The sequence below is a fragment of the Arthrobacter rhamnosi genome (assembly GCF_054510855.1).
This window is the reverse complement of the sequence record NZ_JBTNDT010000008.1, coordinates 63,320-88,309: the sequence shown is the minus strand read 5'-3', so window position 1 is coordinate 88,309 and position 24,990 is coordinate 63,320. Positions and strand designations below refer to the sequence as shown.

Annotated in this window: 25 protein-coding genes; 14 read left to right on the top strand and 11 right to left on the bottom strand. The window is 68.1% G+C overall.

Annotation, left to right across the window (positions count from 1 at the left end; genetic code table 11):
• Window positions 1–20: 20 nt before the first annotated feature.
• From tgt to ACX80I_RS14950, 6 genes are all read left to right on the top strand, one after another.
• Entirely contained in the window at window positions 21–1,283 is a 1,263-nt protein-coding gene (gene tgt / locus ACX80I_RS14975) for a tRNA guanosine(34) transglycosylase Tgt (protein WP_459345907.1), read from the top strand.
• 190 nt (window positions 1,284–1,473) lie between these two features.
• Window positions 1,474–2,430, top strand: coding sequence for a type IV toxin-antitoxin system AbiEi family antitoxin domain-containing protein (locus tag ACX80I_RS14970; RefSeq protein WP_459345906.1), 957 nt, complete (start codon window positions 1,474–1,476; stop codon window positions 2,428–2,430).
• Window positions 2,431–2,700: 270 nt separating this feature from the next.
• Window positions 2,701–3,366: a TetR/AcrR family transcriptional regulator gene (locus ACX80I_RS14965; RefSeq protein WP_459345905.1), complete on the top strand. Its 666-nt coding sequence runs from the start codon at window positions 2,701–2,703 to the stop codon at window positions 3,364–3,366.
• Window positions 3,363–3,833, top strand: coding sequence for a hypothetical protein (locus ACX80I_RS14960; protein WP_459345904.1), 471 nt, complete (start codon window positions 3,363–3,365; stop codon window positions 3,831–3,833). Before ACX80I_RS14965 ends, ACX80I_RS14960 begins: the two co-directional genes overlap by 4 nt.
• Window positions 3,834–4,034: 201 nt before the next feature.
• The gene (thiD, locus tag ACX80I_RS14955) at window positions 4,035–4,859 is read left to right on the top strand and encodes a bifunctional hydroxymethylpyrimidine kinase/phosphomethylpyrimidine kinase (protein WP_459345903.1); all 825 of its coding nucleotides are present in this window, start codon (window positions 4,035–4,037) and stop codon (window positions 4,857–4,859) included.
• Window positions 4,860–4,875: 16 nt separating this feature from the next.
• A complete protein-coding gene (locus tag ACX80I_RS14950; protein ID WP_459345902.1) occupies window positions 4,876–5,472 on the top strand; it encodes a DUF6328 family protein in 597 nt (198 codons plus the stop codon).
• 35 nt (window positions 5,473–5,507) lie between these two features.
• Here the strand turns inward: ACX80I_RS14950 and ACX80I_RS14945 are convergent, their stop codons facing one another.
• From ACX80I_RS14945 to ACX80I_RS14910, 8 genes are all read right to left on the bottom strand, one after another.
• On the bottom strand, window positions 5,508–6,191 hold the full coding sequence (locus tag ACX80I_RS14945; RefSeq protein ID WP_459345901.1) for a LytR C-terminal domain-containing protein: 684 nt from the start codon (window positions 6,189–6,191) through the stop codon (window positions 5,508–5,510).
• Window positions 6,184–6,483 carry a type II toxin-antitoxin system VapB family antitoxin gene (locus ACX80I_RS14940; RefSeq protein ID WP_087072852.1) on the bottom strand — a complete coding sequence of 100 codons (300 nt, stop codon included), beginning with the start codon at window positions 6,481–6,483 and terminating at the stop codon, window positions 6,184–6,186. Before ACX80I_RS14940 ends, ACX80I_RS14945 begins: the two co-directional genes overlap by 8 nt.
• A gap of 106 nt (window positions 6,484–6,589) precedes the next feature.
• The gene (gene rbsD, locus ACX80I_RS14935; protein ID WP_459345900.1) at window positions 6,590–6,973 is read right to left on the bottom strand and encodes a D-ribose pyranase; all 384 of its coding nucleotides are present in this window, start codon (window positions 6,971–6,973) and stop codon (window positions 6,590–6,592) included.
• Window positions 6,970–7,899, bottom strand: coding sequence for a ribokinase (locus ACX80I_RS14930; protein WP_459345899.1), 930 nt, complete (start codon window positions 7,897–7,899; stop codon window positions 6,970–6,972). The genes rbsD and ACX80I_RS14930 overlap by 4 nt, the downstream gene beginning before the upstream one ends.
• A complete protein-coding gene (locus tag ACX80I_RS14925; protein WP_459345898.1) occupies window positions 7,896–8,834 on the bottom strand; it encodes a substrate-binding domain-containing protein in 939 nt (312 codons plus the stop codon). The genes ACX80I_RS14930 and ACX80I_RS14925 overlap by 4 nt, the downstream gene beginning before the upstream one ends.
• Before the next feature lie 40 nt (window positions 8,835–8,874).
• Window positions 8,875–9,849 (bottom strand): ABC transporter permease, encoded by a 975-nt coding sequence (locus ACX80I_RS14920; RefSeq protein WP_459345897.1) that lies wholly within the window; start codon window positions 9,847–9,849, stop codon window positions 8,875–8,877.
• Window positions 9,846–11,375, bottom strand: coding sequence for a sugar ABC transporter ATP-binding protein (locus ACX80I_RS14915; RefSeq protein ID WP_459345896.1), 1,530 nt, complete (start codon window positions 11,373–11,375; stop codon window positions 9,846–9,848). The genes ACX80I_RS14920 and ACX80I_RS14915 overlap by 4 nt, the downstream gene beginning before the upstream one ends.
• Complete coding sequence (locus ACX80I_RS14910; protein WP_459345895.1) at window positions 11,372–12,385, bottom strand: LacI family DNA-binding transcriptional regulator; 1,014 nt, start codon at window positions 12,383–12,385, stop codon at window positions 11,372–11,374. The genes ACX80I_RS14915 and ACX80I_RS14910 overlap by 4 nt, the downstream gene beginning before the upstream one ends.
• A gap of 355 nt (window positions 12,386–12,740) precedes the next feature.
• On the opposite strand from ACX80I_RS14910, the gene ACX80I_RS14905 reads away from it, so the two are divergent.
• Together ACX80I_RS14905 and ACX80I_RS14900 are read left to right on the top strand one after the other, a co-directional pair.
• Window positions 12,741–14,900, top strand: coding sequence for an amylo-alpha-1,6-glucosidase (locus ACX80I_RS14905; RefSeq protein ID WP_459345894.1), 2,160 nt, complete (start codon window positions 12,741–12,743; stop codon window positions 14,898–14,900).
• A gap of 175 nt (window positions 14,901–15,075) precedes the next feature.
• A complete protein-coding gene (locus ACX80I_RS14900) occupies window positions 15,076–16,101 on the top strand; it encodes a glycosyltransferase family 4 protein (RefSeq protein ID WP_459345893.1) in 1,026 nt (341 codons plus the stop codon).
• Between the two features lie 74 nt (window positions 16,102–16,175).
• On the opposite strand, the gene ACX80I_RS14895 is transcribed toward ACX80I_RS14900, so the two are convergent.
• Window positions 16,176–16,793 carry a DinB family protein gene (locus ACX80I_RS14895; protein WP_459345892.1) on the bottom strand — a complete coding sequence of 206 codons (618 nt, stop codon included), beginning with the start codon at window positions 16,791–16,793 and terminating at the stop codon, window positions 16,176–16,178.
• A gap of 148 nt (window positions 16,794–16,941) precedes the next feature.
• Here ACX80I_RS14895 and ACX80I_RS14890 point away from each other — a divergent pair, with 148 nt between their 5' ends.
• The 3 genes from ACX80I_RS14890 (at window position 16,942) to ACX80I_RS14880 (ending at window position 21,048) form a co-directional block, all read left to right on the top strand.
• Entirely contained in the window at window positions 16,942–18,966 is a 2,025-nt protein-coding gene (locus ACX80I_RS14890) for an acyltransferase family protein (RefSeq protein WP_459345891.1), read from the top strand.
• 115 nt (window positions 18,967–19,081) lie between these two features.
• The gene (locus ACX80I_RS14885) at window positions 19,082–20,212 is read left to right on the top strand and encodes a glycosyltransferase family 4 protein (RefSeq protein ID WP_459345890.1); all 1,131 of its coding nucleotides are present in this window, start codon (window positions 19,082–19,084) and stop codon (window positions 20,210–20,212) included.
• Entirely contained in the window at window positions 20,209–21,048 is an 840-nt protein-coding gene (locus tag ACX80I_RS14880) for an SGNH/GDSL hydrolase family protein (protein WP_459345889.1), read from the top strand. The genes ACX80I_RS14885 and ACX80I_RS14880 overlap by 4 nt, the downstream gene beginning before the upstream one ends.
• Window positions 21,049–21,789: 741 nt before the next feature.
• Here the strand turns inward: ACX80I_RS14880 and ACX80I_RS14875 are convergent.
• Window positions 21,790–22,158: a VOC family protein gene (locus ACX80I_RS14875; protein ID WP_459345888.1), complete on the bottom strand. Its 369-nt coding sequence runs from the start codon at window positions 22,156–22,158 to the stop codon at window positions 21,790–21,792.
• A 62-nt stretch (window positions 22,159–22,220) separates the two neighbouring features.
• Between ACX80I_RS14875 and ACX80I_RS14870 the strand changes: the two genes are divergently transcribed.
• The 3 genes from ACX80I_RS14870 (at window position 22,221) to ACX80I_RS14860 (ending at window position 24,275) form a co-directional block, all read left to right on the top strand.
• Complete coding sequence (locus ACX80I_RS14870; protein WP_459345887.1) at window positions 22,221–22,676, top strand: MarR family winged helix-turn-helix transcriptional regulator; 456 nt, start codon at window positions 22,221–22,223, stop codon at window positions 22,674–22,676.
• Window positions 22,677–22,761: 85 nt separating this feature from the next.
• A complete protein-coding gene (locus tag ACX80I_RS14865) occupies window positions 22,762–23,238 on the top strand; it encodes a GNAT family N-acetyltransferase (protein WP_459345886.1) in 477 nt (158 codons plus the stop codon).
• Between the two features lie 116 nt (window positions 23,239–23,354).
• Window positions 23,355–24,275 carry a Cof-type HAD-IIB family hydrolase gene (locus ACX80I_RS14860; RefSeq protein WP_459345885.1) on the top strand — a complete coding sequence of 307 codons (921 nt, stop codon included), beginning with the start codon at window positions 23,355–23,357 and terminating at the stop codon, window positions 24,273–24,275.
• A 33-nt stretch (window positions 24,276–24,308) separates the two neighbouring features.
• Here ACX80I_RS14860 and ACX80I_RS14855 read toward each other — a convergent pair whose 3' ends face one another.
• Window positions 24,309–24,812, bottom strand: coding sequence for a glutathione peroxidase (locus tag ACX80I_RS14855; protein WP_459345884.1), 504 nt, complete (start codon window positions 24,810–24,812; stop codon window positions 24,309–24,311).
• Between the last annotated feature and the right edge of the window lie 178 nt (window positions 24,813–24,990).

The window sequence follows — 24,990 nt, the reverse complement described above, 5'->3', positions numbered from 1 at the left end:
CGGGCTGGCAAAATAGGGTGGTGCATCCACAGTCCCAGCAGTCCTCGTTCTCCTTCTCCGTCTCCAACCGCCTCGAGGACACGACGCCGGGAGCAGGGAACGGCGGGCACCGGCACGGGCGCACCGGGACCATCACCACCCCGCACGGTGAGATCCGGACGCCGGCCTTCATCCCCGTAGGCACCAAGGCATCGGTGAAGGCGGTCCTCCCCGGGGCCATGGCCGAACTCGGCGCCCAGGCGCTCCTGGCCAACGCGTACCACCTCTACCTGCAGCCCGGTGCGGACATCCTCGACGAGGCCGGCGGACTCGGCGCCTTCATGAACTGGCCCGGCCCCACCTTCACCGACTCCGGCGGGTTCCAGGTCATGAGCCTCGGCTCCGGGTTCAAGAAGGTCATCACCATGGACGTGCCCGTGGATGCCGACAAGGCCGGGGCCGACGACCGCATCGCCGTCGGCAAGGAGCGCCTCGCGCACATCGACGACGACGGCGTCTGGTTCAAGTCCCATCTGAACGGCGACCGGCACCGCTTCACCCCCGAGATCTCGATGCAGGTGCAGCACCAGCTCGGAGCCGACATCATGTTCGCGTTCGACGAGCTCACCACCCTCATGAACTCGCGCGGCTACCAGGAGGAGTCCCTCGAGCGGACCCGGCTCTGGGCCCTGCGCTGCATCGCCGAGCACGAGCGGCTCACGGGCGAGCGCAGCCACCGCCCCTACCAGGCCCTCTTCGGCGTCATCCAGGGCGCGCAGTACGAGGACCTCCGCAGGAAGGCCTCCGCGGACCTCGGGGCCATGAACTTCGACGGTTTCGGGATCGGAGGCGCCCTCGAGAAGGAGAACCTCGGGACGATCCTCGGCTGGTGCAGCGACGAGCTGCCCGAGGACAAACCGCGCCACCTTCTGGGCATCTCCGAACCGGACGACCTCTTCACGGGCATCGAGAACGGCGCCGACACGTTCGACTGCGTCTCCCCCACACGCGTGGCCCGCAACTCGGCGTTCTACACCCCGGACGGCCGCTGGAACCTCTCCAACTCGCGCTTCAAGAGGGACTTCACCCCGCTGGTCGACGGATGCGACTGCTACACCTGCACCCACTACACCCGGGCGTACATCCACCACCTGTTCAAGGCCAAGGAGATGGTCTCGGCTACGTTGATCTCCATCCACAACGAGCGCTTCGTGGTGCGGATGGTCGACGACGCGCGCGCGGCCATCGACGACGGCACCTTCTACGAGCTGAAGGACGAGGTGCTGGGGAGGTACTACGCCTAGCCCCGTCGTCGGGGTCCGGCCGCGCTGGCAACTCCCCGTCGTCGGGCCGCCGCGCCGGGTGCCCAGGGCCGTGGCGGCGCCCCACCGGCACGGGGCCTGTGCCACGGGTCCGGCCGCAGCCGCAGAGTCGTTTGTCCACATCGGACGACGTCGGAGCCATCGGCGGCGCGCACCCTGCCACTGTCACAGCATGCCTTCACCACTGGATGTCACTGAGACCCCGACACTGTGGCGGTACCGGGAACTCCTCGACGAGGGACTGAGCCGCCAGCGGATCCAGCGACTGGTGGCCCACGGTGATCTGCGACGGCTGCGGAAGAACTGCTACGTCCCGGAACTCCAGTGGACCGGGCTCACAACGATGCAACGGCTCGCACTCCAGGCCGAGGCTCATCACCACTCCCTCGTGGGCCTTCCGACGGCACAGCACGTCTACAGCCATGAGACGGCCGCCGTACTCCACGGCCTCAGCCTGTGGAGGCCCGGCACTGCGGTCCATGTCACCCAGCCGACGCGCACCTCGAACGCGAGCCACGGCGCGGACGTGCTGAACCACAGCGCCCGCCTCGCCGCGGACGACGTCGTCCTCCTCCGCGGACTGCCCGTGACGTCACTCCTCCAGACCACAACGGACTGTGCGCGGACCCTCCCGTTCGACAAGGCCCTGATCATCGCCGATCAGTGCCTCGCTCGCGGCGTTTCGCGGGCAGCGGCCATCACCCGGATCGAATTGCTCGGACCCGCCAAGGGAGTGGCCCGGGCGCGTGCCGTGCTTGCCGCGTCGGATCCATTGTCCGAGTCGCCCGGCGAGACTCTGACCCGGAGCCGGCTGCTGCACTTCGGGCTGCCCGCTCCCCAATCGCAGGTCGATGTACTGACCCATCTCGGCCGGTATCGGCTCGACTTCGCCTGGCCGGACCTGCTGGTGGGACTGGAGTTCGACGGGAAGGTGAAGTACTTCGGCGCCGCGCCGACGAGCGAGGTCCTGTACCAGGAACGACGGCGCGAAAAGGCGCTGACGGAGATCGGCTGGACCGTGCTTCGACTCGAGTGGGCCGACCTCTTCCGCGAAGCGGAACTGGAAGCCCGGCTCCGTTCTGCCCTCCACTGCGCCGCCGCCCGGGCTGCGCGGGCCCCACGGTCTTGACGGCGCTGCCATAGCCGCAGGTTCCCTGTCGAAGGGCGGCAGGCGATCAGGCAGCCCACCACCTCCTCGACGTCCCGCTGAGCACTTCCGCGGGCAGCCGAGCGCGCAAATCCGTGGCGGAGCGCCATTCCCGGGGAGGAGAACCAACGGGTCTGGGCACCCGGCGCGGCGGCACAAAGGTGGAGGAGGACGGGCGGCCCGCGCCGATCGGTCTGAACGCGTTCAAATCAGCACTACACTTCGAATCGAACACGTTCGAAAGGAAGATCCGTGCCGACGCCCACTGCCAAGAGCGAAGCGACCAGGGAGCTGCTGGTCTCCACCGCGCTCCGGCTGTTCCGGGAGATCGGCTACGAGAAGACGACCATGCGGACCATCGCCGCCGAGGCACGCGTCTCGACGGGGAGCGCGTACTACTACTTCGCCTCGAAGGACGACCTCGTCCACGAGCTCTACCGCAGCCTGCAGGAGGAGCACCGCGCCCGCGCCCTGCCGCTCCTGCGCGAGGGACAGAACCTCGGGGAACTCCTGCGGATAGTCCTGAACACCCACATCGACGTCATGGGGCCGTACCACGACTTCGGCTCCAACTTCATCAGCATCTCCATCCGGCCGTCCAGGACCACGAGCCCCTTCGGCAGCGAATCAGCCGTCGCCCGAGCCCGCGCCATCGCACTGTTCCGGCAGGCGGTCGCCATGTCGCGGCCGCAGCCACCCCTCGCCATCCGCGACGACCTGCCCGAGCTCCTCTGGTACGCGTCCATGGCCATCACCCTGTTCTGGGTCTACGACTCCTCGCCCGGTCAGCTCCGTACCCGACGCCTGATCGACCAGGCAGCTCCGCTCATCTCCAAACTCGTGATCCTCTCCCGGCTTCCCGTGGTCCGGAAGATCGTCGAGGACATCGTCCAGCTCATCCGGGGCACGCGGCAGTGACCGCCGACGACGACGACGTGAACAACGACGACGAGCTGAGCGACGAGCTGAACGACGACGTACAGGACGGCGGACCACCGCCGCGCCACCACGTCACCTTCGGACCCGCAGCCGTCGTCGTCGGATTCCTCGTCGGACTGTCGGTCCTCGCGCTGGTCTTCTCGCTCCCGTGGGCGGGGGACACGGCGCCGGGCGTCTTCGTCCTCGCCCTTGCGTACGGGGGCCTGCTCGGCGCGGTCACGGCCCTGCCGCTCGGCGTGATGCTCGGGTTCCTGCTCCGGCCCGTCCGCAACCAGTGGGTGCACATCGGGGTCTTCTTCGGCGTCTTCACGCTCGTCGCCTTTCTCATCATCACCCTGCTGTCGCCCTCCCGGGTGGTGCTGGAGAACCTCCCCATCGCCCTCATCATCGGCGGTGCGGGCGCAGTGGCCCGCGCCAGCGTCTGGAAGATGGTCCGTGTGCGCTGAGTAGCGCCACCGGAGCGATCACGGGAGCACACTCCCAGCCGCCTGATCCACCGGTCGCCGGAGGTGACGCGCGGAGGGTCGGACGGTCCGGTCCGGCGACCCGGTGCGACAGCGCCTACCGCACACCGGGGCTGGAGCTCCATTGGATCCGTGGGCGGGACCGGGTGGCAGCCGCGGAGCAGGTTCGGGCAGACTAGGAAAATGTCCGAGACCCAGACTTCCGCGCCCCCCGCCACCCTGACCATTGCCGGATCGGAGGCGACGGGCGGCGCCGGTGCCCAGGCCGACCTGAAGACTTTCCAGGAGCTGGGCGTGTACGGCATCGTGGCGCTGACCTGCATCGTCTCCTTCGACCCGAAGAACGAGTGGCAGCACCGCTTCGTACCCGTGGACCAGCAGGTCATCGCCGACCAGCTCGAGGCCATCCAGTCCTGCTACCCCCTCCGGACGGTCAAGCTCGGCATGCTCGGCACGCCCGCCACCATCGACACGGTGGCCTCAGCGCTCAAGAGCCAGGAATGGGACAACGTGGTGCTCGACCCGGTGCTGATCTGCAAGGGGCAGGAGCCCGGCGCCGCACTGGATACGGACCAGGCCCTCAAGGCGAACATCCTTCCTCTGGCTACCTTCGTCACACCGAACCACTTCGAGGCGGAGTCGCTCTCGGGCATCACGATCGAATCCCTCGAGGACCTGAAGGAAGCGGCACGCATCATCAACGGCCAGAGCGGCGCCGTGGTCCTCGCCAAGGGCGGCGTGCGCATCGAGGGCCCCGACGCCGTGGACGTCTACTTCGACGGCGAGACGCTGGAGGTCCTGTCCGCTCCCAAGGTGGGCGAGGTAGCCGTCAGCGGCGCCGGCTGCACCCTCGCCGCGGCGATCGCAGCCGAGCTCGCGAAGGGTGCGGCACCACTCGACGCCGCCCGGACCGCCAAGGAGTTCGTCACCGAGGGCATCCGGAACCGGGTCGCATCCAACGCCCCGTTCGATGCCGTATGGCAGGGCGGCGCGCGATCATCCCGGTAACGGTCGGAACAGGACGGTGAGCACACCGGCGGGCGCGGCCCGCGACGGCACGGCAGGTACGGCCGCTTCCGGGCTGGAGGACTGCGATCCCCCGGCCGCGACACCCCGGGGCGCCGGTCCCCGGGGCACTGCGGCGGACGACGACGGGCGCGGCGAGAGCCGCAACCAGCGCCTGGACCGCAACTGGCAGGAGATGCTGCAGGAGCTGCGCGTCATGCAGACGGGCATCCAGATCCTGACGGGGTTCCTGCTGACGCTGCCCTTCCAGAGCCGCTTCGCCGAGCTCGACGGCGTGCAGGTCATCACCTACCTGTGCCTCGTCTGCCTCTCGGCGCTGATCACGGCGATGGTGCTCTCCGCCGTGAACCTCCACCGCGTCCTGTTCGGGCTGAGGGTGAAGGATGCCCTCGTGCACCACACCGGCAGGATCATCCAGGTGACCACCGGGTTGGTGGGGCTCGTCCTCGCCGGGACCGCAGGCCTGATCTTCGACATCGTGGTGAACCGCCCGGCCGGACTCGTCGTCACCGGCGTCCTGCTGGTGGCGGTGGTGCTGCTGTGGGTCGCCTATCCGCTCGCGGTTCGTCGTCGTGCGGTGCGCCGCCGCACCTGAGCCGCCGGCGTCACCCCATCCTGCCCTCGGCCGCGCTACGGCGCCGTGGGCGTGGGCGCCGCCCCCTCCTCCGGGGCGCAGGTCAGCCCTGCCGGCGTGGTGTCGACGGCCTCCGGCGGGACGAGGTCCTTGTAGGAGGACCCGAGGATGACGTCGACCGACCTGTCCTCGCGCTCGTCGGCCACGTAGATCGACTCCGGTATGGTCCGCTGGACCGTGAAGGCGTTGGCGCGTCCGCCCTCCCCCGACACGATGATCGCGGTCATCCCCGTGGCTCCGACCTCCCGGTTGCCGATGTCCTTCACCACGAAGGCGCGCCCCCGCAACTGCTCGGCCACAGTCCCGGCGAGTCCGTCGATGGTCGTGCTGTTGTAGACGTTCACAGTGATCGAGCTCGGGTCCTGGTAGTCGAACAGCCCGGCCGGGCAGGTCGACGTCGGGGCCGGCGAGGCGCCCGAGGCGCCGAGGGGACCGATGCTGATGTCACCGCGCGCCAGCGCGAGGGCTGTATAGACCGCTGCTGCCAAGAGCCCCACGAGGAGCACGAGAACGATGCCGTGGCGGATCCTGCGCGTCGACACGCGGCGGGAGCGGGCGTCGTCGTCGGCCTCGAAGACGGCGCCGAGGTCCGTCTCGGTGACGATCCGGTGGCCGTGCCACTCGGTGGGATCCCGTTTCGCCTCCGCCCGCTGCAGGCGCGGCGAATCCTTCTCAGTCATCGAGCACGAGGACTCTCGCGTGCAGGATGGTCCGCTGGTGCAGCGCCGTCCGGACGGCGCGGTGGAGGCCGTCCTCGAGGTACATCACGTCGTTCCACTGCACCACGTGCGGGAAGAGGTCACCGAAGAACGTCGAGTCCTCGGCGAGCAGCGCCTCGAGGTCGAGCGTGGTCTTGGTGGTCACGAGTTCGTCGAGCCGCACCTGCCGGGGAGGCACTTCCGCCCAGTCCTTGGGGGTCACGTGTCCGTGGTCGGGGTATGGGCGGCCGTCGCCTACTGCTTTGAAGATCACTGCTACAGCCTAGGTAATTCCGTCTGCCAATGAAACGCGGACGCCCTCCGGCCGGCATCTCGTGGCCCAATGGTTACGCACGAAGACGACCCGGAGCGGGCGGAGCCTAGAAGTCGACGCCGCACTGCAGGACGACGTTGGCGTACGGCGTCGCCTCGCCCGTCCGGATGATCAGGCGCGCCGCGGGCAGCAGCCCCTTCAGGTCCTCGTGGGAGATCCGCCGGGGCGTGAGCCCTCTGCCGGCGAGCCAGTCCTCGACCTCGGACTCCGCGGCCTCCCTCGCGCACATGCTCGCCTCGACCACGATCTCGCCGAGCACGGCGTCGAGGACCTGCACGAAGGAGGGCGTGCCACGCACGAGGGACAGGTCGACGACGGTTGCCGACGCCGGAACCGGCAGCCCGCAGTCGGCGATCACCACGAGGTGACCGTGACCGAGGGTGGCGAGTGCTCCACTGAGCGGGGCGTTGATGATGCCTGTCTTCTTCACGTACTCGTTTCCTGCGGGGGTAGGGCGGGGAGCTGGTCCCCGAGCGAAGGGTAGGAGGGCTGTGCTCCCGGATGCTGCACGGCGTAGGACCCCACGCGGACGGCGAAACGGACGGCGTCGTCGAGCGGTTCGCCGGCCGCGAGGCGTGCGGCGAGCGCTCCGACGAAGGCATCGCCGGCACCGGTCGTGTCCACGGCGGAGACGCGCGGGGCCGGCACCCGGAGGACGGGACCGCCGTCGGACACCAGCGCTCCGGCTCCCCCCAGGGTCATCACGACGGACGCGAAGCCGCAGGCGAGAAGGGCCGCGACGACCGCCTCGTGGTCCGCCTGCGCGGTGCCGCCGAGCTGCCCGAGGACAAGGGCCCCCTCGTGTTCATTGACGACGAGCGGATCCGCCCGCAGGAGCGTCGTGCGGTCGACATCGATGACCGGAGCCAGGTTGACGATCACGCGCCCCGCAGCCGCCCGGATGGCGGCCGCCGTCGCGTCCGCCGGAAGCTCGCCCTGGACGACGACGACGGCTGCGTCCCGGATGGTTCCGGCGGAGGCTTCGACGAGTACGGCCGTCACCTCGGCATTGGCACCGGGCAGCACCACGATGCTGTTCTCGCCGTCGTCGGACACCTCGACGACGGCGACCCCCGTGCCGCCGCCGGTCCGCCGGACGGCGGCCAGGTCCGCGCCGGCTGCCGTCAGGGCCGAGAGGGCGACGTCGGCGTAGGCGTCGGTTCCGACGGCACCGATCATGGTGACGTCGGCGCCGAGCAGGGCTGCGGCCACAGCCTGGTTGGCGCCCTTGCCGCCGGGCAGCACCGTCATCGTGCGGCCCAGCACCGTCTCGCCCGGCTGGGGGTGGCGTTCGAGGGTGACCACGAGGTCCGCGTTGATGGACCCGACGACGACGATGCCCGGCGCGGTGCTCATCCCGCGAAGTCTGCGACGTTCTCGGTGGTGACGGTGGTGACGGGGACCGGGATGGCCTCCTCGACCGTCTCGTCATTGAGCAGCTGCACGAGCACCTCGACCGAGCGCTTGCCCAGTTCGGCGGGCTGCTGGGCGATGGTCGCCGTCAGGGTGCCCGCCTCGATGGCGGTGAGACCGTCGGTGGTGCCGTCGAAGCCGACGACCTTCACCTCGGACCCCGCGCGTGCGCCGAGTGCCTGGATCGCTCCGAGCGCCATCTCGTCGTTCTCGGCGAACACCCCGGTGACGCCCGGGTTCGCCTGCAGGAGGTTGGTGGCGACGTTGAGGGCTTCCGCGCGGTCGAAGTTCGCCGTCTGCTGGGCGACGATCCTGATGTCCGGGTAGGCCTTCATCCCCTCCGTGAAGCCTGCTCCGCGATCACGGCTCGCCGACGTCCCGGCGACGCCCTGGAGGACGATCACGGTGCCCTTGCCGCCCATGGCCTTCGCGAGCTCGTCGGCGGCCTGCTTGCCACCCGCCACGTTGTCGCTGGAGACGAGGGACTGCACCTGGGCGCCGTTGACCGCGCGGTCCACGGCCACGATCGGTGTGCTGTCCGAGACCAGCGGTGCGACGGAGGCTGCCGCCGCATCGGAGTCGACGGGGTTGATGATGACGCCGTCGGTGCCGCTGGTCGCCGCCGTCGCCAGCTGGTTCGTCTGGGTGGCCGAGTCGTTCTGCGAGTCGACGACGTCGAGTTCGACACCGGCGGCCTCCGCGGCCTCCTGGGCGCCGTCACGCAGTTCGACGAAGAATGGGTTGTTCAGGGTGGAAACGGCGAGCGTGACGCTCTTCGCGTCGCTCGCTGCGTCGCCGCGGTTGCACGCCGTGGTGCCGAGCAGGAGCGCGAGTGACATGGCGGCGGCCGCGGCCCTGGTGGTGGAGGAGAACTTCATCGTTGGTTCCTTTTGCTGGTTACGGATGGTGCGGGAAGGACTAGTGGTTGCCGGACTTGCGGCGCAGGGAGTCGATGCCGACGGCGAGCGCGATGACCACGCCGATCACCACCTGCTGCCAGAAGGAGGACACGTTGAGCAGGTTGAGCCCGTTGCGGATCACCACGAGGACGAGGGCGCCGATCAGGGTGCCGCTGATGCGGCCCACTCCTCCCGCGAGGGAGGCGCCGCCGATGACGACGGCGGCGATGGCGTCCAGCTCGTAGCCTGCGGCGGCCTGCGGCTGGGCGGAATCGAGCCTGCCGGAGAGCAGGAGGCCGGCGAGCGCGGCGAAGAGCCCCGACAGGGCGAAGACCGTGACGAGCACACGGCGCACCGGGATGCCCGAGAGCCGGGCGGCCTCGGTGTTGCCGCCCACCGCGTACATGTAGCGGCCCATCACGGTGTAGTTGAGGATCAGTGCCGCGACGATGCCGGCGAGCACAAGGACGACGATCGGCATCGGGACCGGTCCCACATTGCCCCCGAGGAACGACACGGCGGGAGCGGTGGCGATGGGGCGTCCGTCGGACAGGACCAGCGTCAGGCCCCGGGCCACGCTGAGCATCGCGAGGGTCGCGATGAAGGAGGGCAGGCGGCCGTACGCGACCGCGAGGCCGCTCACCGCCCCGGCGAGGGTCCCGAACACCAGCCCTCCGACCAGGGCGAGCCATCCCGGCAGGGCGGCAGTGCTGAACATGTAGGCCGATCCCATCGCGCTGAGCGCTGCGACGGAGCCGACGGAGAGGTCGATCCCGCCGGCGACGATCACGAACGTCAGGCCGAACGCGAGGACGGCGATGACCGATGCCTGGATGCCGATGTTGAGCAGGTTGGGCCCGGTGAGGAAGTCCGGCGTGGCGATGAAGAGCGCCAGCCCGAGGACGAAGAGCCCCACGAGCGCCCCATTGTCCGCGAGGAACTTCGTGCTCCTCGTGCCGCCGGCTGCGGGCTTCAGTACAGCTGTCGCGTTCATGCCTCGTCCTTCATCTGCTGGTCCTCAAGATCCCTCTGCACGTCGCGGACGGCGAGGGACATGACGGCGTCCTGGGTTGCGGTGGTGGCGTCGAGTTCGCCGGAGATATGGCCACCGCTCATCACGAGGACGCGGTCGGCCATCCCGAGTACCTCGGGGAGTTCGCTCGAGACCATGAGGACGGCTCCGCCGGCCGCCGTGATCGCATTGATCAGTTCGTAGATCTCGACCTTCGCGCCGACGTCGACGCCGCGCGTGGGTTCGTCGAGCAGCAGCACGGACGATTCCGCGAGGATCCATCGCGCGAAGACGGCTTTCTGCTGGTTGCCGCCCGACAGTGCGCCGACGGGCTGGTCGAGGTCCCGCATGCGGATGCGGAGCGTCTCGGCGACGCCCTGGGCGCGGGAGCGCTGGCCCGCGAAGTCGACCACGCCGGCCTTCGACGTCGACGCCAGGGTCGCGTAGCCGATGTTGTCGTTCACGCTGGCACCGAGGACGAGCCCCTGGACCTTGCGGTCCTCGGGTACATGGCCGACACCCGCCCGGATAGCGGCGCCGACGTCCAGTTTGGGCAGTTCCCTGCCCCGGACAGTCACCGAGCCGCTCAGGTAGGGATCCACCCCGGCGATGGCGCGGACCACCTCGGTACGGCCGGCTCCCACGAGCCCGGCCAGTGCCACGACCTCACCCGCCCGGACGTCGAAGGACACGCCGTTGACCATGCCCTTGGTGGACAGGTCGCGGACGGACAGGAGCGTCTCGGGTGGTCCCCCGTACTCCCGGCGGCGCGGGAACTGCTGGGCGATGTCGCGCCCCACCATGAGCCGGACCAGTTCGTCCTCGTGGGTCGTCGCCGGGACCTCCGCGATGAACCTGCCGTCGCGCAGCACGGACACGGAGTCGCCGATGGCGGCGATCTCGTCGAGGTGGTGGGAGATGAAGACCATACCGACGCCGCGCGCCCGGAGGTCCTCGACGACGGCGAACAGCGCTGCGATCTCACGCTTGGTCAGGGCGGCGGTGGGCTCGTCGAGGATCAGCATGCGGGCGTTCAGGCTCAGCGCCTTGGCGATCTCCACGAGCTGTTGCCGGGCGATGCCCAGTTCGCCGACGTGTTGGTCGACGTCGAGCTCGAGGCCGATCAGGGCGAGGGCCGCTCGGGCGTCCTCCTTCATCGTCCGGCGGTCGACCAGCCCGAAGCGCTTGGGCATGCGGCCGAGCGAGATGTTCTCCGCGATGCTCATGGACCCGACCAGGTTGAGTTCCTGGTGGATCGTGGCGATGCCGAGCGCCTCGGACGCCTTGGTGTCGGGAAGCGTGACCGGCCTGCCGTCGACGAGGATCCGTCCGCCGTCGGGCTGGTAGACCCCGGCCATCATCTTGATGAGGGTGGACTTCCCCGCCCCGTTCTCGCCGAGGAGGACCTGGACCTTGCCGGGGTGGACGTCCACGGAGACGCCGTCGATGACGGTGACCGGGCCGAAGGACTTGGTCACGCCGTCCAGCGACAGGATGGGTGTGCTCATGCGCCGGTTCCTTTCGAGAGTTCGGGGGTGGACCCGCGCACGATCAGCCGGCTCGGCAGGACCCGCGACTGCGGAGGCTCTCCGGCGATGACCTGCACGAGCATGTCGACCGCGCCACGGCCCATGGCGTCGACGTCGTGGGCGATCACGGTCAGGGCCGGATTCAGGAGCGCGAAGGCCTCGATGTCGTCGTAGCCGACGAAGGCCAGGCCCGCGCCGATGGAGAGACCGCGCTCGTTGCAGACCCCGATGGCGCCGATCGACATGAGGCTGTCCGCGGCGAGGAGTGCCGTCGGAGCGTTCGGGAGGTCCAGGAGGGCGTGCGCACCAGCCGCACCGCTGGCAGCCTGGAAGTCGCCGATGTACACGAGCTCGCCGGCGTCGTCGGCGGGCGACTCCCGGATGGCCTCCTGGTACGCCTGCAGCCGCTCGCGGCCCGTGGACGTGGACTGCGGGCCGGCGATGTACCCGATGCGCCGGTGCCCCAGCCCCGTCAGGTGCGCAACCGCCTCCCGGATGCCGGTGCGGTTGTCGGGGCTGAGACTCGGCACACCCGCGCCCTCGATGACGCGGTCCACGAAGACCGTGGGGAGCCCGCTCTCGAGGATGCCGGCCAGGCTCGCCCGATCTCCCTGGGGAGCCGCGATCAGGCCGTCCACGCGCTGCGAGAGCATGACGTCGAAGTAGCGGTCCTGCTGCTCGACGCTCTCGTTGGCGTTCCCGAACAGGGTCAGGTACCCGAAGTCCCGAGCACGCTGCTCGACGGCGTGGGCGAGGTCGGCGAAGAACGGATTGCGGATGTCCGGCAGGAGCAGTCCGATGGTCTGCGTCGTGGTCTTGCGCAGCGACCGTGCCTGCGCATTGGGGCGGAAACCCAGTTCGGCCACAGCCCGCTCCACGGCGGTACGGGCGGAGGGCGAGGTGCTCGGGTGGCCGGAGAGCACGCGGGACGCGGTTGCGATGGACACTCCCGCCTTCTCGGCGACGTCCTTGATCGTCACTGACCGCACGCTGCTCCCTACGTCTTTGTGGAATCGATTCCATGGAATCGATTCCACAAGTATGTGACAGATCACTCCCACCGTCAAACGCGGTCTTTCCGACCGCGGAACCTCCTCCGACCGGCCCCTGCCCTCTGCTCCTGAGGCCTACCGGCCGGGATGCTCCGTGCTTCGGGGCCACGCTGCGAGCACCGGGGATGCCGACGTCGATGAACCTCGCCAAGGTATTGCCCGCCCCGAGAGAGGTTGGGATGATGAACGGAGAGTGGTTGGACGGCATCGGAGGGGCGAAGAGGCCCGGGCTCCGGATGCGGTGCATCGACCAGGTCTCCCTGCGGTACCGACTGAGGATGAGGGACCGGCGATGAGCGCTTGGAACGCGGACAATGCGACGGGCTCATCGGGCGTGGACGCAGTCACGGTCGTGGAAGGCTCCTCGTTCTGCATCTCGGCCCAGAGCGCGGACATCCTCCCGGGCCAGCCTCAGGGAGCCTTCTACCAGGACACGCGGATTCTTTCCCGTTGGCTTCTCACCGTGAACGGCATGCCGCTGGAGCCGCTGACAGGGCGGACGCTGGAACCGTACCGGGCCGTGTTCGTGGGCCGGCCGAGGCATCCGAACGGAGTCGCGGACAGCGCTCTGGTCGTGGAGCAGGAGCGTCACGTCGGCCCGGGACTGCGCAACGACATCCGGGTCCGCAACTTCTCCCGGGAACCCGTAGCGTGTCGGGTCGAGATCGGTGTGGACGCGGATCTGGCCGACCTCTTCGATGTGAAGGGCGGCAGGACCGCCATCTTCACGGACCGCAACCGGCACATTCGCCCGAACCTGCTACAGATCGAGGCGGCGCGGGCCGGATATCGCCGAGGGGTGGTGATCAGCGCACCCGGCGCATCCATGACGGAGAACTCGGTGGTTTTCGAGACCGAGGTCCCAGCGCGGGGTGCCTGGTCCACCAGCGTCATCTGCACTCCGCTGGTGGAGGGCGTGGGGCCCGAGAACCCGTTCACCGAGGCGGCCGGGCCGGTGCGCCACGAAGCGGCCCGCCGCTACACGGAGTGGGAGGAGGGCCTCCCACACCTGACGGTCACCGACCGGAACGTCGAGGACGTGTTGTCCCGCAGCCAGGCCGATCTCGGCTCACTGCGGATCTTCGACACCGACCACCCCGAGAGGGTGGCCGTGGCCGCGGGCGCGCCGTGGTTCATGGCGCTGTTCGGCCGCGACTCGCTGCTGTCCTCCTACATGGGCCTGTCCGTGGACCCCGCCCTGGCCACGGGCACCCTGCAGACACTGGCTTCCCTTCAGGGGACGAAAGTCGATCCGGACACTGAGGAGGAACCGGGCCGGATCCTGCACGAGGTGCGTCTGGGTGCCAGTGCAGGCCTGGCCATGGGAGGCGGGCAAGCATATTACGGGACCGCCGACGCCACCCCCCTGTTCGTGACCCTTCTGGCCGAAGTGGGCCGGTGGGGCCTGGCCGACGACCAGCTCGAGACCTTGCTGGGGAACGCTGACCGGGCTCTGGAGTGGGTCGAGAACTACGGGGACCGCGACGGCGACGGTTTCGTGGAATACCACCGCCACAACGATCACGGGCTGGTGAACCAGGGGTGGAAGGACTCCTGGGACGGGATCAACTTCGCCGACGGGCACCTGGCGGAACCGCCCATCGCCCTGTGCGAGGTGCAGGCCTACGTCTACAGCGCCTACCTGGGGCGGGCCCTGCTGGCCGCCCAGCTCGGCGACCAGCAGGGCGTTGCGACCTGGACCGGGCGCGCGGCGGACCTGAAGACCGAGTTCAATGAGCGGTTCTGGCTGCCGGACAGGGGCTACTTCGCGGTGGCCCTGGACAAGGACAAGCGCCCGGTCGATGCGTGCGCGTCCAACATGGGCCACTGCCTGTGGCTCGGCATCGTGGACGTCGAGAAGGCTCCCCAGGTGGTCGAGAGGCTCATGTCACCCGAGATGTTCAGCGGCTGGGGCATCAGGACGCTGGCCTCGGACATGGGGGCCTATAACCCCGTCAGCTACCACAACGGCTCCGTGTGGCCTCACGACACCGCCCTGATCGCCACCGGCCTGATGCGCTACGGTTTCGCGGAGGAAGCAGCCCGGGTGGCTCAGGGCCTCTTCGCCGCGGCTGAGCACTTCGATGGGCGGCTGCCAGAGCTCTTCTGCGGGTTCTCCCGCCAGGAGTACGACGCACCCGTGCCCTACCCCACCTCCTGCTCCCCCCAGGCCTGGGCAGCCGCAGCACCGGTGCAACTGATGCGCACCCTGTTGCGCTTCGATCCGATCCTGCCGCAGGGTCAGGTGCACCTGGCTCCAATCCTGCCATTCCAGTTCGGCGCTTTCCGCGCGGATCGGGTCCGCCTCTCCACCTCCCGCATCACCATCCGGGCCGAAGGAACGACTGCCACCATCGACGGGCTTCCCCCCGGCATGGTGCTGCGCTCGGATGCTCGCCCGCGACTGGAAGAAACGCTCACCCCGGCCTACCGACACCACCCCGAACGCTGAGTTCGCGCCATGCATCCCGCATTGCGCCGCTCACGCCGCAACCGGCAGCCCAGGCGGCAGCCGAGGCCTGACCGCGTGTCCCGCGATCGTGATCACGACCTCCACCTGTGCCGTAACCCACCGTGCCGGATCCCGGGGTCGCCTCGACAACGAACCTCCCGATAGGGCCGTGATCATGCGTATCGGGCTGATCGTCGCTCCCTGGATCCCGGTGCCACCCCCGGGGTACGGGGGTGTCGAACTGGTGGTCGATACCCTGGCTCGCGGCTTCGCGGACGCCGGGCACGAGGTGGTTCTGGTTGCAGCCGCCGACAGCACCTGCCCCGTTCCGCAGCTGCCGGGCACGGACGCCTCGGACCTGGCCCGCCTGGAGACCACCTGGTCCGAGCTCGGCCACATCGTGCGGGCCTATGCGGGGTTGGCAGGGGTCGACCTGATCCACGACCACACCCTGTCCGGTCCGCTCTACCGGAACCGCCCAGCCGACGTGCCGGTGGTTGCGACCATTCACGGCCCGATGACCCCACACCTTCAGGAGATCTATCGAGCAGCTTCCGACACAGCCCTGGTGGCGATCTCCCATGACCAGGTCAGCCGCACTCCCGGGTTACGTGTGGCTGCCGTGATCCCGCACGGGATAGATTTCTCCGCCGTCCCGCTCGGTCCCGGCAGCGGGGGCTACGCATGCTTCCTCGGCCGGATGTGCCCGGACAAGGGCGTCGCCGAGGCGATCACCGTTGCCCGCGCCTCAGGGGTCCCCCTGAAGATCGCCGCCAAGATGCACGAATCCGCAGAACTACAGTATTTCCGCGACACCATCGAACCGATGCTGGGCCCGGACGTGGACTTCCTGGGAGAGGTCGGCGGGCAGGAGAAGTACGACCTGCTGGGCAACGCAATGGCTCTGATCAACCCCATCCAGTGGTCCGAGCCCTTCGGCCTGGTGATGATCGAAGCCATGGCCACCGGCACGCCCGTGGTGGCGACGTGCCGAGGAGCCGCCCCGGAAATCGTCCAACACGCCATTACCGGTTACCTGGCACCCACTGCTGAAGAACTCCCCCTCCTCCTGGGCCGGGCCGCCCAGCTGGACAGGCACAGCGTCAGGGCGACCGCCGAACAACGGTTCAGCACCCCCCGCATGATCAGCGATCATCTGGCCCTCTACACGCAGCTCCTGAAAACTCCCCAGCTGCACTGACCCAGCCCGGACGAGCCGGGGTGCGATGCTCGACAGCCGAGGAAGGCGGCTCAGCATCGGGCCTCAGGTTGTCGCTACCGGGCTCGGTGAACGTAGAGGTCGCGGAGGAGCGCGATCTCAGCTCCGTGGTGCAGGATCTCCTGGTTCTCCCACCACACGATCGTCGGAAATGTCTCCTCGGCGTCGCTGCCGTACGGGTAACTGCTCAACCCGGTCCGGTCGTAATCGGACTCGTCCACACCGATCAGTACCCGACGCCAGTCGGCCGCGGCCCCGCGGAACCTCTCGATGGCGCCGGCTGCGTCCGGCAGTGATTCGTACGTCGCCCGATCGAACGTCCGGTCGCCCCCGAGGTGGCTGGAGCGGCCCAGCAGTGTCTCGGAAAGGTGGTCGAGCCGCCAGGCAATTGTCGTGAGAGGCGGGGGCCACGGGCTTTCGGGGGCGCCGTCCCGCCCCCACTCCCCCGCGCCGATGAGCTTGACGGCGCCCGGTCCGGGCCCGTCGGCGCGCCTCCGCACCGACCAGCATGCGTCGACCGGCTCCCACAGGTACTCGGCGTCCGTCAGCACCGGTACGTCGACGTCGCTGCCATCACCTGAGTTGCTGGTGGGCCCGGCGAGGCGACTGAGAAGTCGCTCCGTCGCCCAGTCGTACTGCTCGAGCAGCGGCTCGAGGCGCTGGTTGGTCGTCATAGCGCCGAGCGTAGTCCCAGCGGAAGGCCGGTGGGCCCCTGTCTCCCCTTAGGAGACGACCCGCCCTCGCGGCCCGGGCGCCGGCTTACGAAGATCGAGGGGCCGGCCACGATAGACTCTTTCCTCGTGTCTACCCTGAGAGCCGTTCGTGGCGGTTGTTGAAGCGAGCATTGCTCTCCCCCCTAGTAGGTCCCGCAGTGCTGGGCGCGGATTCCGTCCTGAGGTTCAGGGGCTGCGTGCGCTTGCCGTCCTGATGGTGGTCTCGTACCACATCTGGTTCGGGCGGGTGTCCGGTGGGGTTGATGTCTTCCTGCTGATTTCCGCGTTCCTGCTGTCCCTTTCCTTCATGCGGAAGGTCGAGTCGGGGAAGCCCTTCGATCTGGTGCGGCACTGGCTGCATCAGTTCAAGCGGTTGCTGCCCGCTGTGGTCGTCGTGATCATCGGTGTCCTCGTTGCCACGTTCCTGCTCGTTCAGAGGTCCCGGTGGCCGGACATCCTGGAGCAGTCGTGGGCGTCGTTGTTCTACGTGCAGAACTGGGTGCTTGCGTCGAACGCGGTCGATTACTACGCGGAGGACGACAGCCTCGCGAGTCCGCTGCAGCATTTCTGGTCGCTCTCCGTCCAGGGTCAGGTGTTCATCCTGTGGCCCCTCCTGTTCCTGTTCAGTGCCGTGGTCGCCCGACGGTACCGGTTGAAGTTCCGTGGTGTCGTCCTGCTCGTGTTCGGCGGGTTGTTCGTGGTCTCGCTCGCCTTCTCGGTGTGGGAGACCTCCACGAGTCAGGCATACGCGTACTTCGATACCCGGGCCCGCCTCTGGGAGTTCGCGTTCGGGACGCTGCTCGCTCTTGCCCTGCCGTCCGCCCGGTTGCCGCGGTTCCTGCGGGTCGTAGCGGGCTGGGTCGGTCTTGTCCTGATGCTCAGCGCGGGTGTCGTTCTCGACGTTCAGGGGCAGTTCCCGGGGTACGTGGCACTGTGGCCGCTTACGGCCGCTGCCCTCGTGATCATCGCGGGTCAGACGGGCAGCCGCTTCGGCGCGGACCGGTTCCTTGCGTCGAGACCCTTGGTGAGGGTCGGGAATCTGTCCTACGCCTTGTACCTGTGGCACTGGCCGGTGCTGGTGCTGGCGTTGGTCTGGCAGGACCGTGGATCCCCGGGACTCGTCGGGGGATTCCTCGTGATCGGGGTGTCGCTGGTCCTGGCACACCTGACCACGCGTTTCGTGGAACAGCCCATGCGGGCCCTGAGCTGGGCGGATCGTAAGCGCCGCCGCGCCGTCGTCGTCCTCGCTGTGTGCGTGGCTCTCGTCGCGGCGCCCGTGGCGTTCTGGCAGCAGAGCCTGCGCGTTCAGACCGAACAGGCGTCGGCTCGGGCGGACACCGACAATCCCGGCGCATTGTCGCTTCTGCCCGGATACGTCGATGAAGTTGCCGCGGACGCCGCGCTCCTCCCGGAGCTCTCGGATATCCGGGATGACTGGCCGGTGTTCGCCGGCGGTTGCCAGAGCGACGTGGCGACCGCAGTCAATATCTGCGACAACTCCGTCGGGCCGGAGGCACCGCGCAGCCTGATGGTCGTCGGGAGCTCACATGCACACGTCTGGGCGACCCCGGTCCTCGAGGTGGCAGCCGAGGAAGGGTGGGCGGTAGAAGCGGTGACTCGCGGTTTCTGCCCGTTGAGCCTCGATCCCGAAGTCGGATCGGATTGCCTGGCGCACAATCGCGACCTCATCGCGACCGTGTTGGAGCGCAAGCCGGACGTGGTCGTCACCACGAGCACGCAGACACTGCCGGGTGGAGGAGAAGTCCTCGATCCCACCTGGATCGGGATCATCCGGCAGTTCTCGGATGCGGGAATAGAGGTTCTCGCCATTCGGGACACACCGAGAATGCCTGGAAACGTCCGTTCCTGTATCGAAGAGCGTGGCCCAGATGATCCGAAGTGCGGCAACAGCAGGTCGGCGACCTTGGCCGACAACTCGATGCCGCCGGACTTCGGCAACGATGTCCCGGGCCTGCACCTTCTCGATTTCTCGGACTTCTTCTGTCCGTCGGACCGCTGCCCCGCTGTGATCGGTAATGTCATCGTCTACAAGGACGACAACCACGTCACCGCCACGTACCTGAAAACGATGTCCCAGCCGTTCCGGGCCTCACTCCCGCAGTCCTGGTTCTAGACCGCAGGGTCGATGGGGGCGGTGAGGTTCCCCGGCGTTTCCTGTTCACCGACCTGTCGGCGAGCGGATACCTGTCTGCTGCCGGACGATCAACACCGGTTGGAACAGTGGACGGGTGAGGATTGCAATTGTCGCCGAGACCTTCCTGCCCAGTGTCAACGGGGTCACCCACTCGATCCAGAGAATGCTCGACCATTTCACGGACCGCGGGGATGACGTGCTGGTGATCGCACCGTCCAGCGCAGACCCGGTCGAATCCGGCCTGGAGCACAACATCCGCGTCGTACGGCTGACGTCGATTCCATTGGCCGGTTACAGCAGTGTGCGGGTGGCTGTCGGCGGAGTCAGCAGGGTTCGGCGGATCCTCGCGGATTTCGCGCCGGACATCGTCCATCTTGCCTCCCCGTTCGAGTTGGGATGGCGTGCGCTCCGCGCGGCCGCAGGACTCGGTATCCCTGTGGTCGCCGTCTACCAGACGGACATCCCCGGGTATGCAGCACGATACGGCCTACCTCTCCTCGAAAGCTGGGCCTGGCAGAGGGTCGAGCACATTCACGGCGGAGCAACCCGCACCCTGGCACCCTCGACATCGGCCATACGCCAGCTGGAGGTGCGCGGCATTCCCAATGTCCGGTTGTGGCGGCGCGGAGTGGACACTTCCCGGTTCCATCCGGGCAAACGGAGCCATTCCTTCCGGGAGAGCATCGCACCGCAGGGAGTGAAGCTTCTGGGGTACGTGGGGCGGCTCGCTGCTGAGAAGCAGGTCGATGACCTCCGGGTCCTTGCGGATATCGAGAACACCCGTCTGGTGATCATCGGTGACGGCCCCCTCCGGCCGGCTCTCGAATCCGCCCTTCCCGGTGCCCATTTCACCGGCTTCCTCGGCGGCGAGCGCCTGGCCGCTGCGGTGGCCAGCCTGGACCTCTTCATCCATCCCGGTGAGCTGGAGACCTTCTGCCAGACCATTCAGGAGGCGATGGCTTCAGGAGTTCCCGTGGTGGCCACGGGACGGGGTGGCCCTCTCGACCTGGTCGACTCGTCAAGGACCGGATGGTTGTACCACCCCGGAAACCTGGCGCAGCTGCGAAGCCAGGTGGTCGACCTCGTGGGTGACGACGCAAAACGTGCCGCATTCTCCCAGGCGGCCTTCGCCAGCGTGCAGGGACGGACCTGGCCCGTGCTCTGCGAATCGCTCGTCCAGCACTACGAGGAGACCATCTCCGACCATGCCCTGCTTCGCCTGTGACCCCGGGACGGAGCCTGCCGGCCGGCCGGTACGTGGCGCTGGGAGATTCCTTCACGGAAGGCGTAGGAGATCCGAACAAGCATCTCCCCAACGGCGTGCGAGGCTGGGCCGACCGTGTGGCGGAGAAGCTGGCCAAGAACCAGCCCGGATGGGAATACGCGAACCTCGCGGTCCGCAGCAAGCGCCTGCGGCAGATCGCGGCCGAACAACTCGATCCGGCCCTCGCCATGAAGCCCACCCTGATCACGCTCTATGCCGGTGGAAACGACATCCTGGACGCTCGGACGAACATCACCGGTGTGCTCCAGCACTACGAGGAGCTGGTCGCCGGCCTCGCGACGACCGGAGCCACGCTGCTCCTCTTCACGGGATACGACGTCGACGTCACCCCGGCGCTACGGATCTTCCGGAGACGGAACCATCTGTACAACGACGGTGTCCGCCGCATCGCCGACAAGTACGACGCCGTCCTGGTGGACTATTGGGGTTTCGAGGCATACCGCGACCCGCGCATGTGGGCCCCGGACCGCCTCCACATGTCCAAGGCCGGCCACAAATACCTGGCGTCCAAGGTCCTCGACATCCTGGGTGTAGGGCACTCCATGACCCTGCTGGACTGGCAGCCCCCTCAGTCGAGAACCCTGGTGCAGTGGGAGCAGGCACAGCGGCGCTGGATCAATGACTGGATAGTGCCCCTCGTCCACAGGAAGCTCCAGGGCGTGACACTCGGTGATGACCTGCGGCCCCGCTGGCCCGTGCCGGTTCCAGTACCTCCCCAGGGCGGCCTTCGCCGGCTGGTGAAATCCGGCTCGGCCGACGATACGACCAGGAATTGATCCCCGGACATCAGGGCGTGCCGAAACCGCCGGGCCTTCGCTGAGGGCGCTTCCGAACTCCCGGACGGGCGACCGAGACGATCGCCAGAAGGACTGCCCTTGCTGCGACACGGTTTATTGACGCGACCAGCTGACGGCGCCCGGATTGCGCCACACGACTCCTGCCGCTGCCCACATCCACCCACGAAAGCTGGTGCGCATGCTCAGCATCCCGCAGGTCCAGTTCCTCGCGGAGTTCCTCGAGACGGAAGGCGATTTCCTGGTCCAGTGTTCCGTGATCCGTCGCCGCATCCACGGCTCGCTGTGCCCTGCTGTGCAAGACCGCCAGCTCGATCGCACCGAGCATCCGCAGGCTCGAGGGGAAGAAATCTCCGGGACTCATCTGGCTCGGGCCGATGGCGGGCCCGGGTGCAGCGCGCCATCCCGCCGGTTCCGGCACCTCGCCGTGTCCCCCGCTCCCCTGATGGGACCGCGGCCGCGGTGGAGTGGGAGACCACTCCTGGCGTCGACTGGCGGCTCTACCTGCCACAGCAAGGTGCACATCAGTCCGGTATGGGTGATCGGGCAGTTCTGGGAGTTCATTCACAGCGGGCCTCCACGGTAGGCGTAGGTTTCAAGCTAGCCACGCCGCGCGCTGGTGCCCTAATGAATACTCGCTGGTGCCCTGATGAACAAGAGGTGACCTGCCGGTCCGGCCACCCGCAACGCATCCGCTCACCGTCCTAGCCTGCGTTGTCGGGTTCAGCCCCGGTCGTGGAGGGTGATGTAGTAGCCGTCGGGGTCGGAGAAGGTGAAGGTGCGGCCGAAGGGTCCGTCGATCGGCGGTGAGACGATCGGGTGATTGTCAGAGGCGAGAGCATCGTGGATGGTCTGGACGTCGGTGGCATGGAACCAGACCGATATCCCGATACCAGGCTGGACAGCGGAGGTGAGGTAGGTACCCGGCAGGAGCTCCCGAAGCGCGAAGGCGATCGGGGTCGTTTCGAAGACAACGGCGTGGGGCGGGCCGGCATGGGTCCGGACGAGGCCGAGGTACTGCTCGTAGAACGCTTGTGATGCGTGCAGGTCGCGAACCTGGAGCGAGATGAAATCGGGGCCGGTAACGGGCATCAGGAGCTTCTTCCGTAAGTGTCAGTTATCTGACAAAAAGTACGGTATGTCAGACTTCTGACATGAGTCAAGAAGGCATCAACCTCGAGACATCCCTCGGATACCTGCTGAAGGAGGCGTCGAGTGAGCTCCGAGCCGCCATGGAAGCAGTCCTGCGACCGCTCGGCATGACCGTGACGCACTATTCATGCCTCGAGCTGCTGGCACAGCGCCCAGGTCTGTCGAATTCCGAGCTCGCACGGGGTGCCTTCGTGACCCGGCAATCAATGAACGTGCTGCTACAGGCTCTGGAGCGGGACGGATACGTGGAACGGCCGGTCGAGGCCCGCCTCGGAAGGGTGTCCCCTACCCAGCTCACCGCCCGTGGTCGCCAGAGCCTTGAGAGAGCGACCGCCGCTGTCCGCTCCGTCGAGGTCCGGATGCTGAGCGGCATGACGCCGGAGGAGCAGTCCGCCGCCCGCAGGGTGCTCACCGGGATGATCCAGTCCCTACGCAGCGACGGGGACGCGCAGGCGTGAATCCGGGGGGCTCGGGGCTCCCTGGAAGGACGTCCGCGGGGGACACTGAAATGCTCCTGAAATGGGGCCACTATCCTTGATTCCCATGACGTGCACCATCCAGCCCGCCGACTTCGAAGATCCCGCCCTCGAGGTCTTCCTGAACGACCACCTGGCGGATATGGCACCGGAGTCGCCACCAGAGAGCCAGCACGCGCTGGACCTGGCTGCCCTGCGGCAGCCGGGTGTGAGGCTGTGGGTCGCCCGGCTCGAACGGCGGATAGCGGGCACGTGCGCATTGGCGGCGCTGGAGCCAGGGCATGAGGAGCTCAAGAGCATGCGGACCGAGCCCGCGTTGCGGGGGGGGGGGGGGGGAATAGCGTCCGAGTTGCTGCATCACGTGCTCGAGGATGCCCGAGCACGCCACGTCGGTCGTATCTCCCTGGAGACCGGAAGCATGGAGTTCTTCGCATCCGCCCGGGCACTCTATGCGAGGCACGGCTTCGAGCCGTGCCCACCCTTCGGCTCCTACACGGATGATCCGCACAGCTCGTACATGACGCGCGCAGTAAGGACCGCCTGACCGGCGGCAGGCCATGCCGCCACCTCGTCGATGCGCTGATCCGATACGACGTGGCGACCAGCCGGGACGACCGGCTCGAATGGGTGGAGTGCGCACCTCCGGAACATAATGGGACCATGCCTACGGATGCCCCCATCGACCTGTTGCCCGACGCCCCCACCGCCCCTGCCGCCGAGCGGGGGAAGCCCGTCCAGGGACTCCTGCTCGACGTCGACGGGCCCGTGGCGAGCCCGCTCACCCGGACGGTCCCGGCCGGGATCATTGCCGACCTGCTCACGCTCGCCGCCGCCGGCTGGCCCGTCGTGTTCAACACGGGCCGCTCCGACGCCTTCATCCGCGAGCAGGTGATGCGGCCGATGCTGGCCACGGGCATTCCGGCCGGGATCACCTTCCATGCGGTCTGCGAGAAGGGCGCCACCTGGTTCTCCTTCACGCAAGACGGCGCCGGCCAGGTCTTCGTCGACCGCGAGCTCGCACTTCCGAGGAGCTTCGCCGACGACGTACGGGACCTTGTGGAGGAGAAGTACTCGGATCTCATGTTCTTCGACGAGACGAAGCTCTCCATGGTGTCGGTGGAGCAGTCGCTCGATGCGACCAACGCCGACTACCTCGCGGCCCAGCGCTCGTTCGACGACGACGCCCTCGACATTCTGCACAGCCACGACATGGGGGCCCGCCGACTGGACCGCGAGGAGCCGGACAGCAACGGGGAGATCGACTACCGGGTCGACCCGACCATCATCTCCACGGACATCGAGTCCGTGCGCGTGGGCAAGGACCTGGGGGCCGAGCGCGCGCTGACGCTCGTCGCGCCGCTCCTGGACATCCCCCGGACCTGGCATACCGTCGGCGATTCCCGCACGGACTACGCGATGGCCGACTACCTGCACGGGCAGGGCTTCGACGTCGCGCACGTCGACGTGCGGCCCGCGGACGGAGTGCCCGCGAAGCCCTACGAGATCCTCACGGAGGGCTCGCTCATCCACGAGGAGGCAGGGGCCGCATTCCTCGCGCGCTGCGTCGCCCTGCTGGGCTGAGGCCGGCTCCTCCACGCGGAGCGCTTGAGAGGCTCAGGCAGCGGCGCGCGCCAGTGCGTCCTCGATCGCGGCGATGACCTCGGGAGCGTCCGGCTCCACGTTCGGGGCGAAGCGCGCCACGATCTCGCCGTCGCGCCCGACGAGGAACTTCTCGAAGTTCCACTTCACCAGCCCGGGCAGGGCCCCGTTCTTGAACGTGGTGAGCTGCCGGTACAGCGGGTGCTGGTCCTTGCCCCGCACATCGCCCTTGGCCAGCAGCGGGAAGGTCACGCCGAACGTCGTCGAGCAGAAGGCGGCGATCTCGTCGTCGTTCCCCGGTTCCTGTCCCAGGAACTGGTTGCAGGGCATCCCGAGGATCACGAGCCCGTCCTCGGCATACCTGCCGTACAGCTCCTCGAGGCCGGCGTACTGCGGGGTGAACCCGCACTTCGATGCCACGTTCACCACCAGGACCGGGCGGCCGCGGAAATCGCCGAAGGACTTCCGGCTGCCGTCATTCATGGTGAGGTCGATGCCGTACAGGTCGGACGAGGACATGGCTGCTCCTGGTGGGTCGGTGTGCTCCTGCTTCGTACCGCACCGTATCGCGGATGGCTGTGACGCGTATTGCTATGGCGCGGAGCGAATGCTTACGGAGCAAATCGGCACGGGGATGCGTTGGAAGGAACGGCGGCCGCACGGCCGCGAGCGCATAGCGCCTGGCCGGCCGCAGGTC

Coding starts and splice junctions, on each gene's coding strand:
- ACX80I_RS14865 (WP_459345886.1), top strand. CDS start 22,762: ATGACGTGCACCATCCAGCCCGCCGACTTCGAAGATCCCGCCCTCGAG.
- ACX80I_RS14925 (WP_459345898.1), bottom strand. CDS start 8,834: ATGAAGTTCTCCTCCACCACCAGGGCCGCGGCCGCCGCCATGTCACTC.
- ACX80I_RS14875 (WP_459345888.1), bottom strand. CDS start 22,158: ATGCCCGTTACCGGCCCCGATTTCATCTCGCTCCAGGTTCGCGACCTG.
- ACX80I_RS14870 (WP_459345887.1), top strand. CDS start 22,221: ATGAGTCAAGAAGGCATCAACCTCGAGACATCCCTCGGATACCTGCTG.
- ACX80I_RS14895 (WP_459345892.1), bottom strand. CDS start 16,793: ATGACGACCAACCAGCGCCTCGAGCCGCTGCTCGAGCAGTACGACTGG.
- ACX80I_RS14855 (WP_459345884.1), bottom strand. CDS start 24,812: ATGTCCTCGTCCGACCTGTACGGCATCGACCTCACCATGAATGACGGC.
- ACX80I_RS14905 (WP_459345894.1), top strand. CDS start 12,741: ATGAGCGCTTGGAACGCGGACAATGCGACGGGCTCATCGGGCGTGGAC.
- ACX80I_RS14900 (WP_459345893.1), top strand. CDS start 15,076: ATGCGTATCGGGCTGATCGTCGCTCCCTGGATCCCGGTGCCACCCCCG.
- ACX80I_RS14860 (WP_459345885.1), top strand. CDS start 23,355: ATGCCTACGGATGCCCCCATCGACCTGTTGCCCGACGCCCCCACCGCC.
- ACX80I_RS14920 (WP_459345897.1), bottom strand. CDS start 9,849: ATGAACGCGACAGCTGTACTGAAGCCCGCAGCCGGCGGCACGAGGAGC.
- ACX80I_RS14945 (WP_459345901.1), bottom strand. CDS start 6,191: ATGACTGAGAAGGATTCGCCGCGCCTGCAGCGGGCGGAGGCGAAACGG.
- ACX80I_RS14970 (WP_459345906.1), top strand. CDS start 1,474: ATGCCTTCACCACTGGATGTCACTGAGACCCCGACACTGTGGCGGTAC.
- ACX80I_RS14915 (WP_459345896.1), bottom strand. CDS start 11,375: ATGAGCACACCCATCCTGTCGCTGGACGGCGTGACCAAGTCCTTCGGC.
- thiD (WP_459345903.1), top strand. CDS start 4,035: ATGTCCGAGACCCAGACTTCCGCGCCCCCCGCCACCCTGACCATTGCC.
- ACX80I_RS14930 (WP_459345899.1), bottom strand. CDS start 7,899: ATGAGCACCGCGCCGGGCATCGTCGTCGTCGGGTCCATCAACGCGGAC.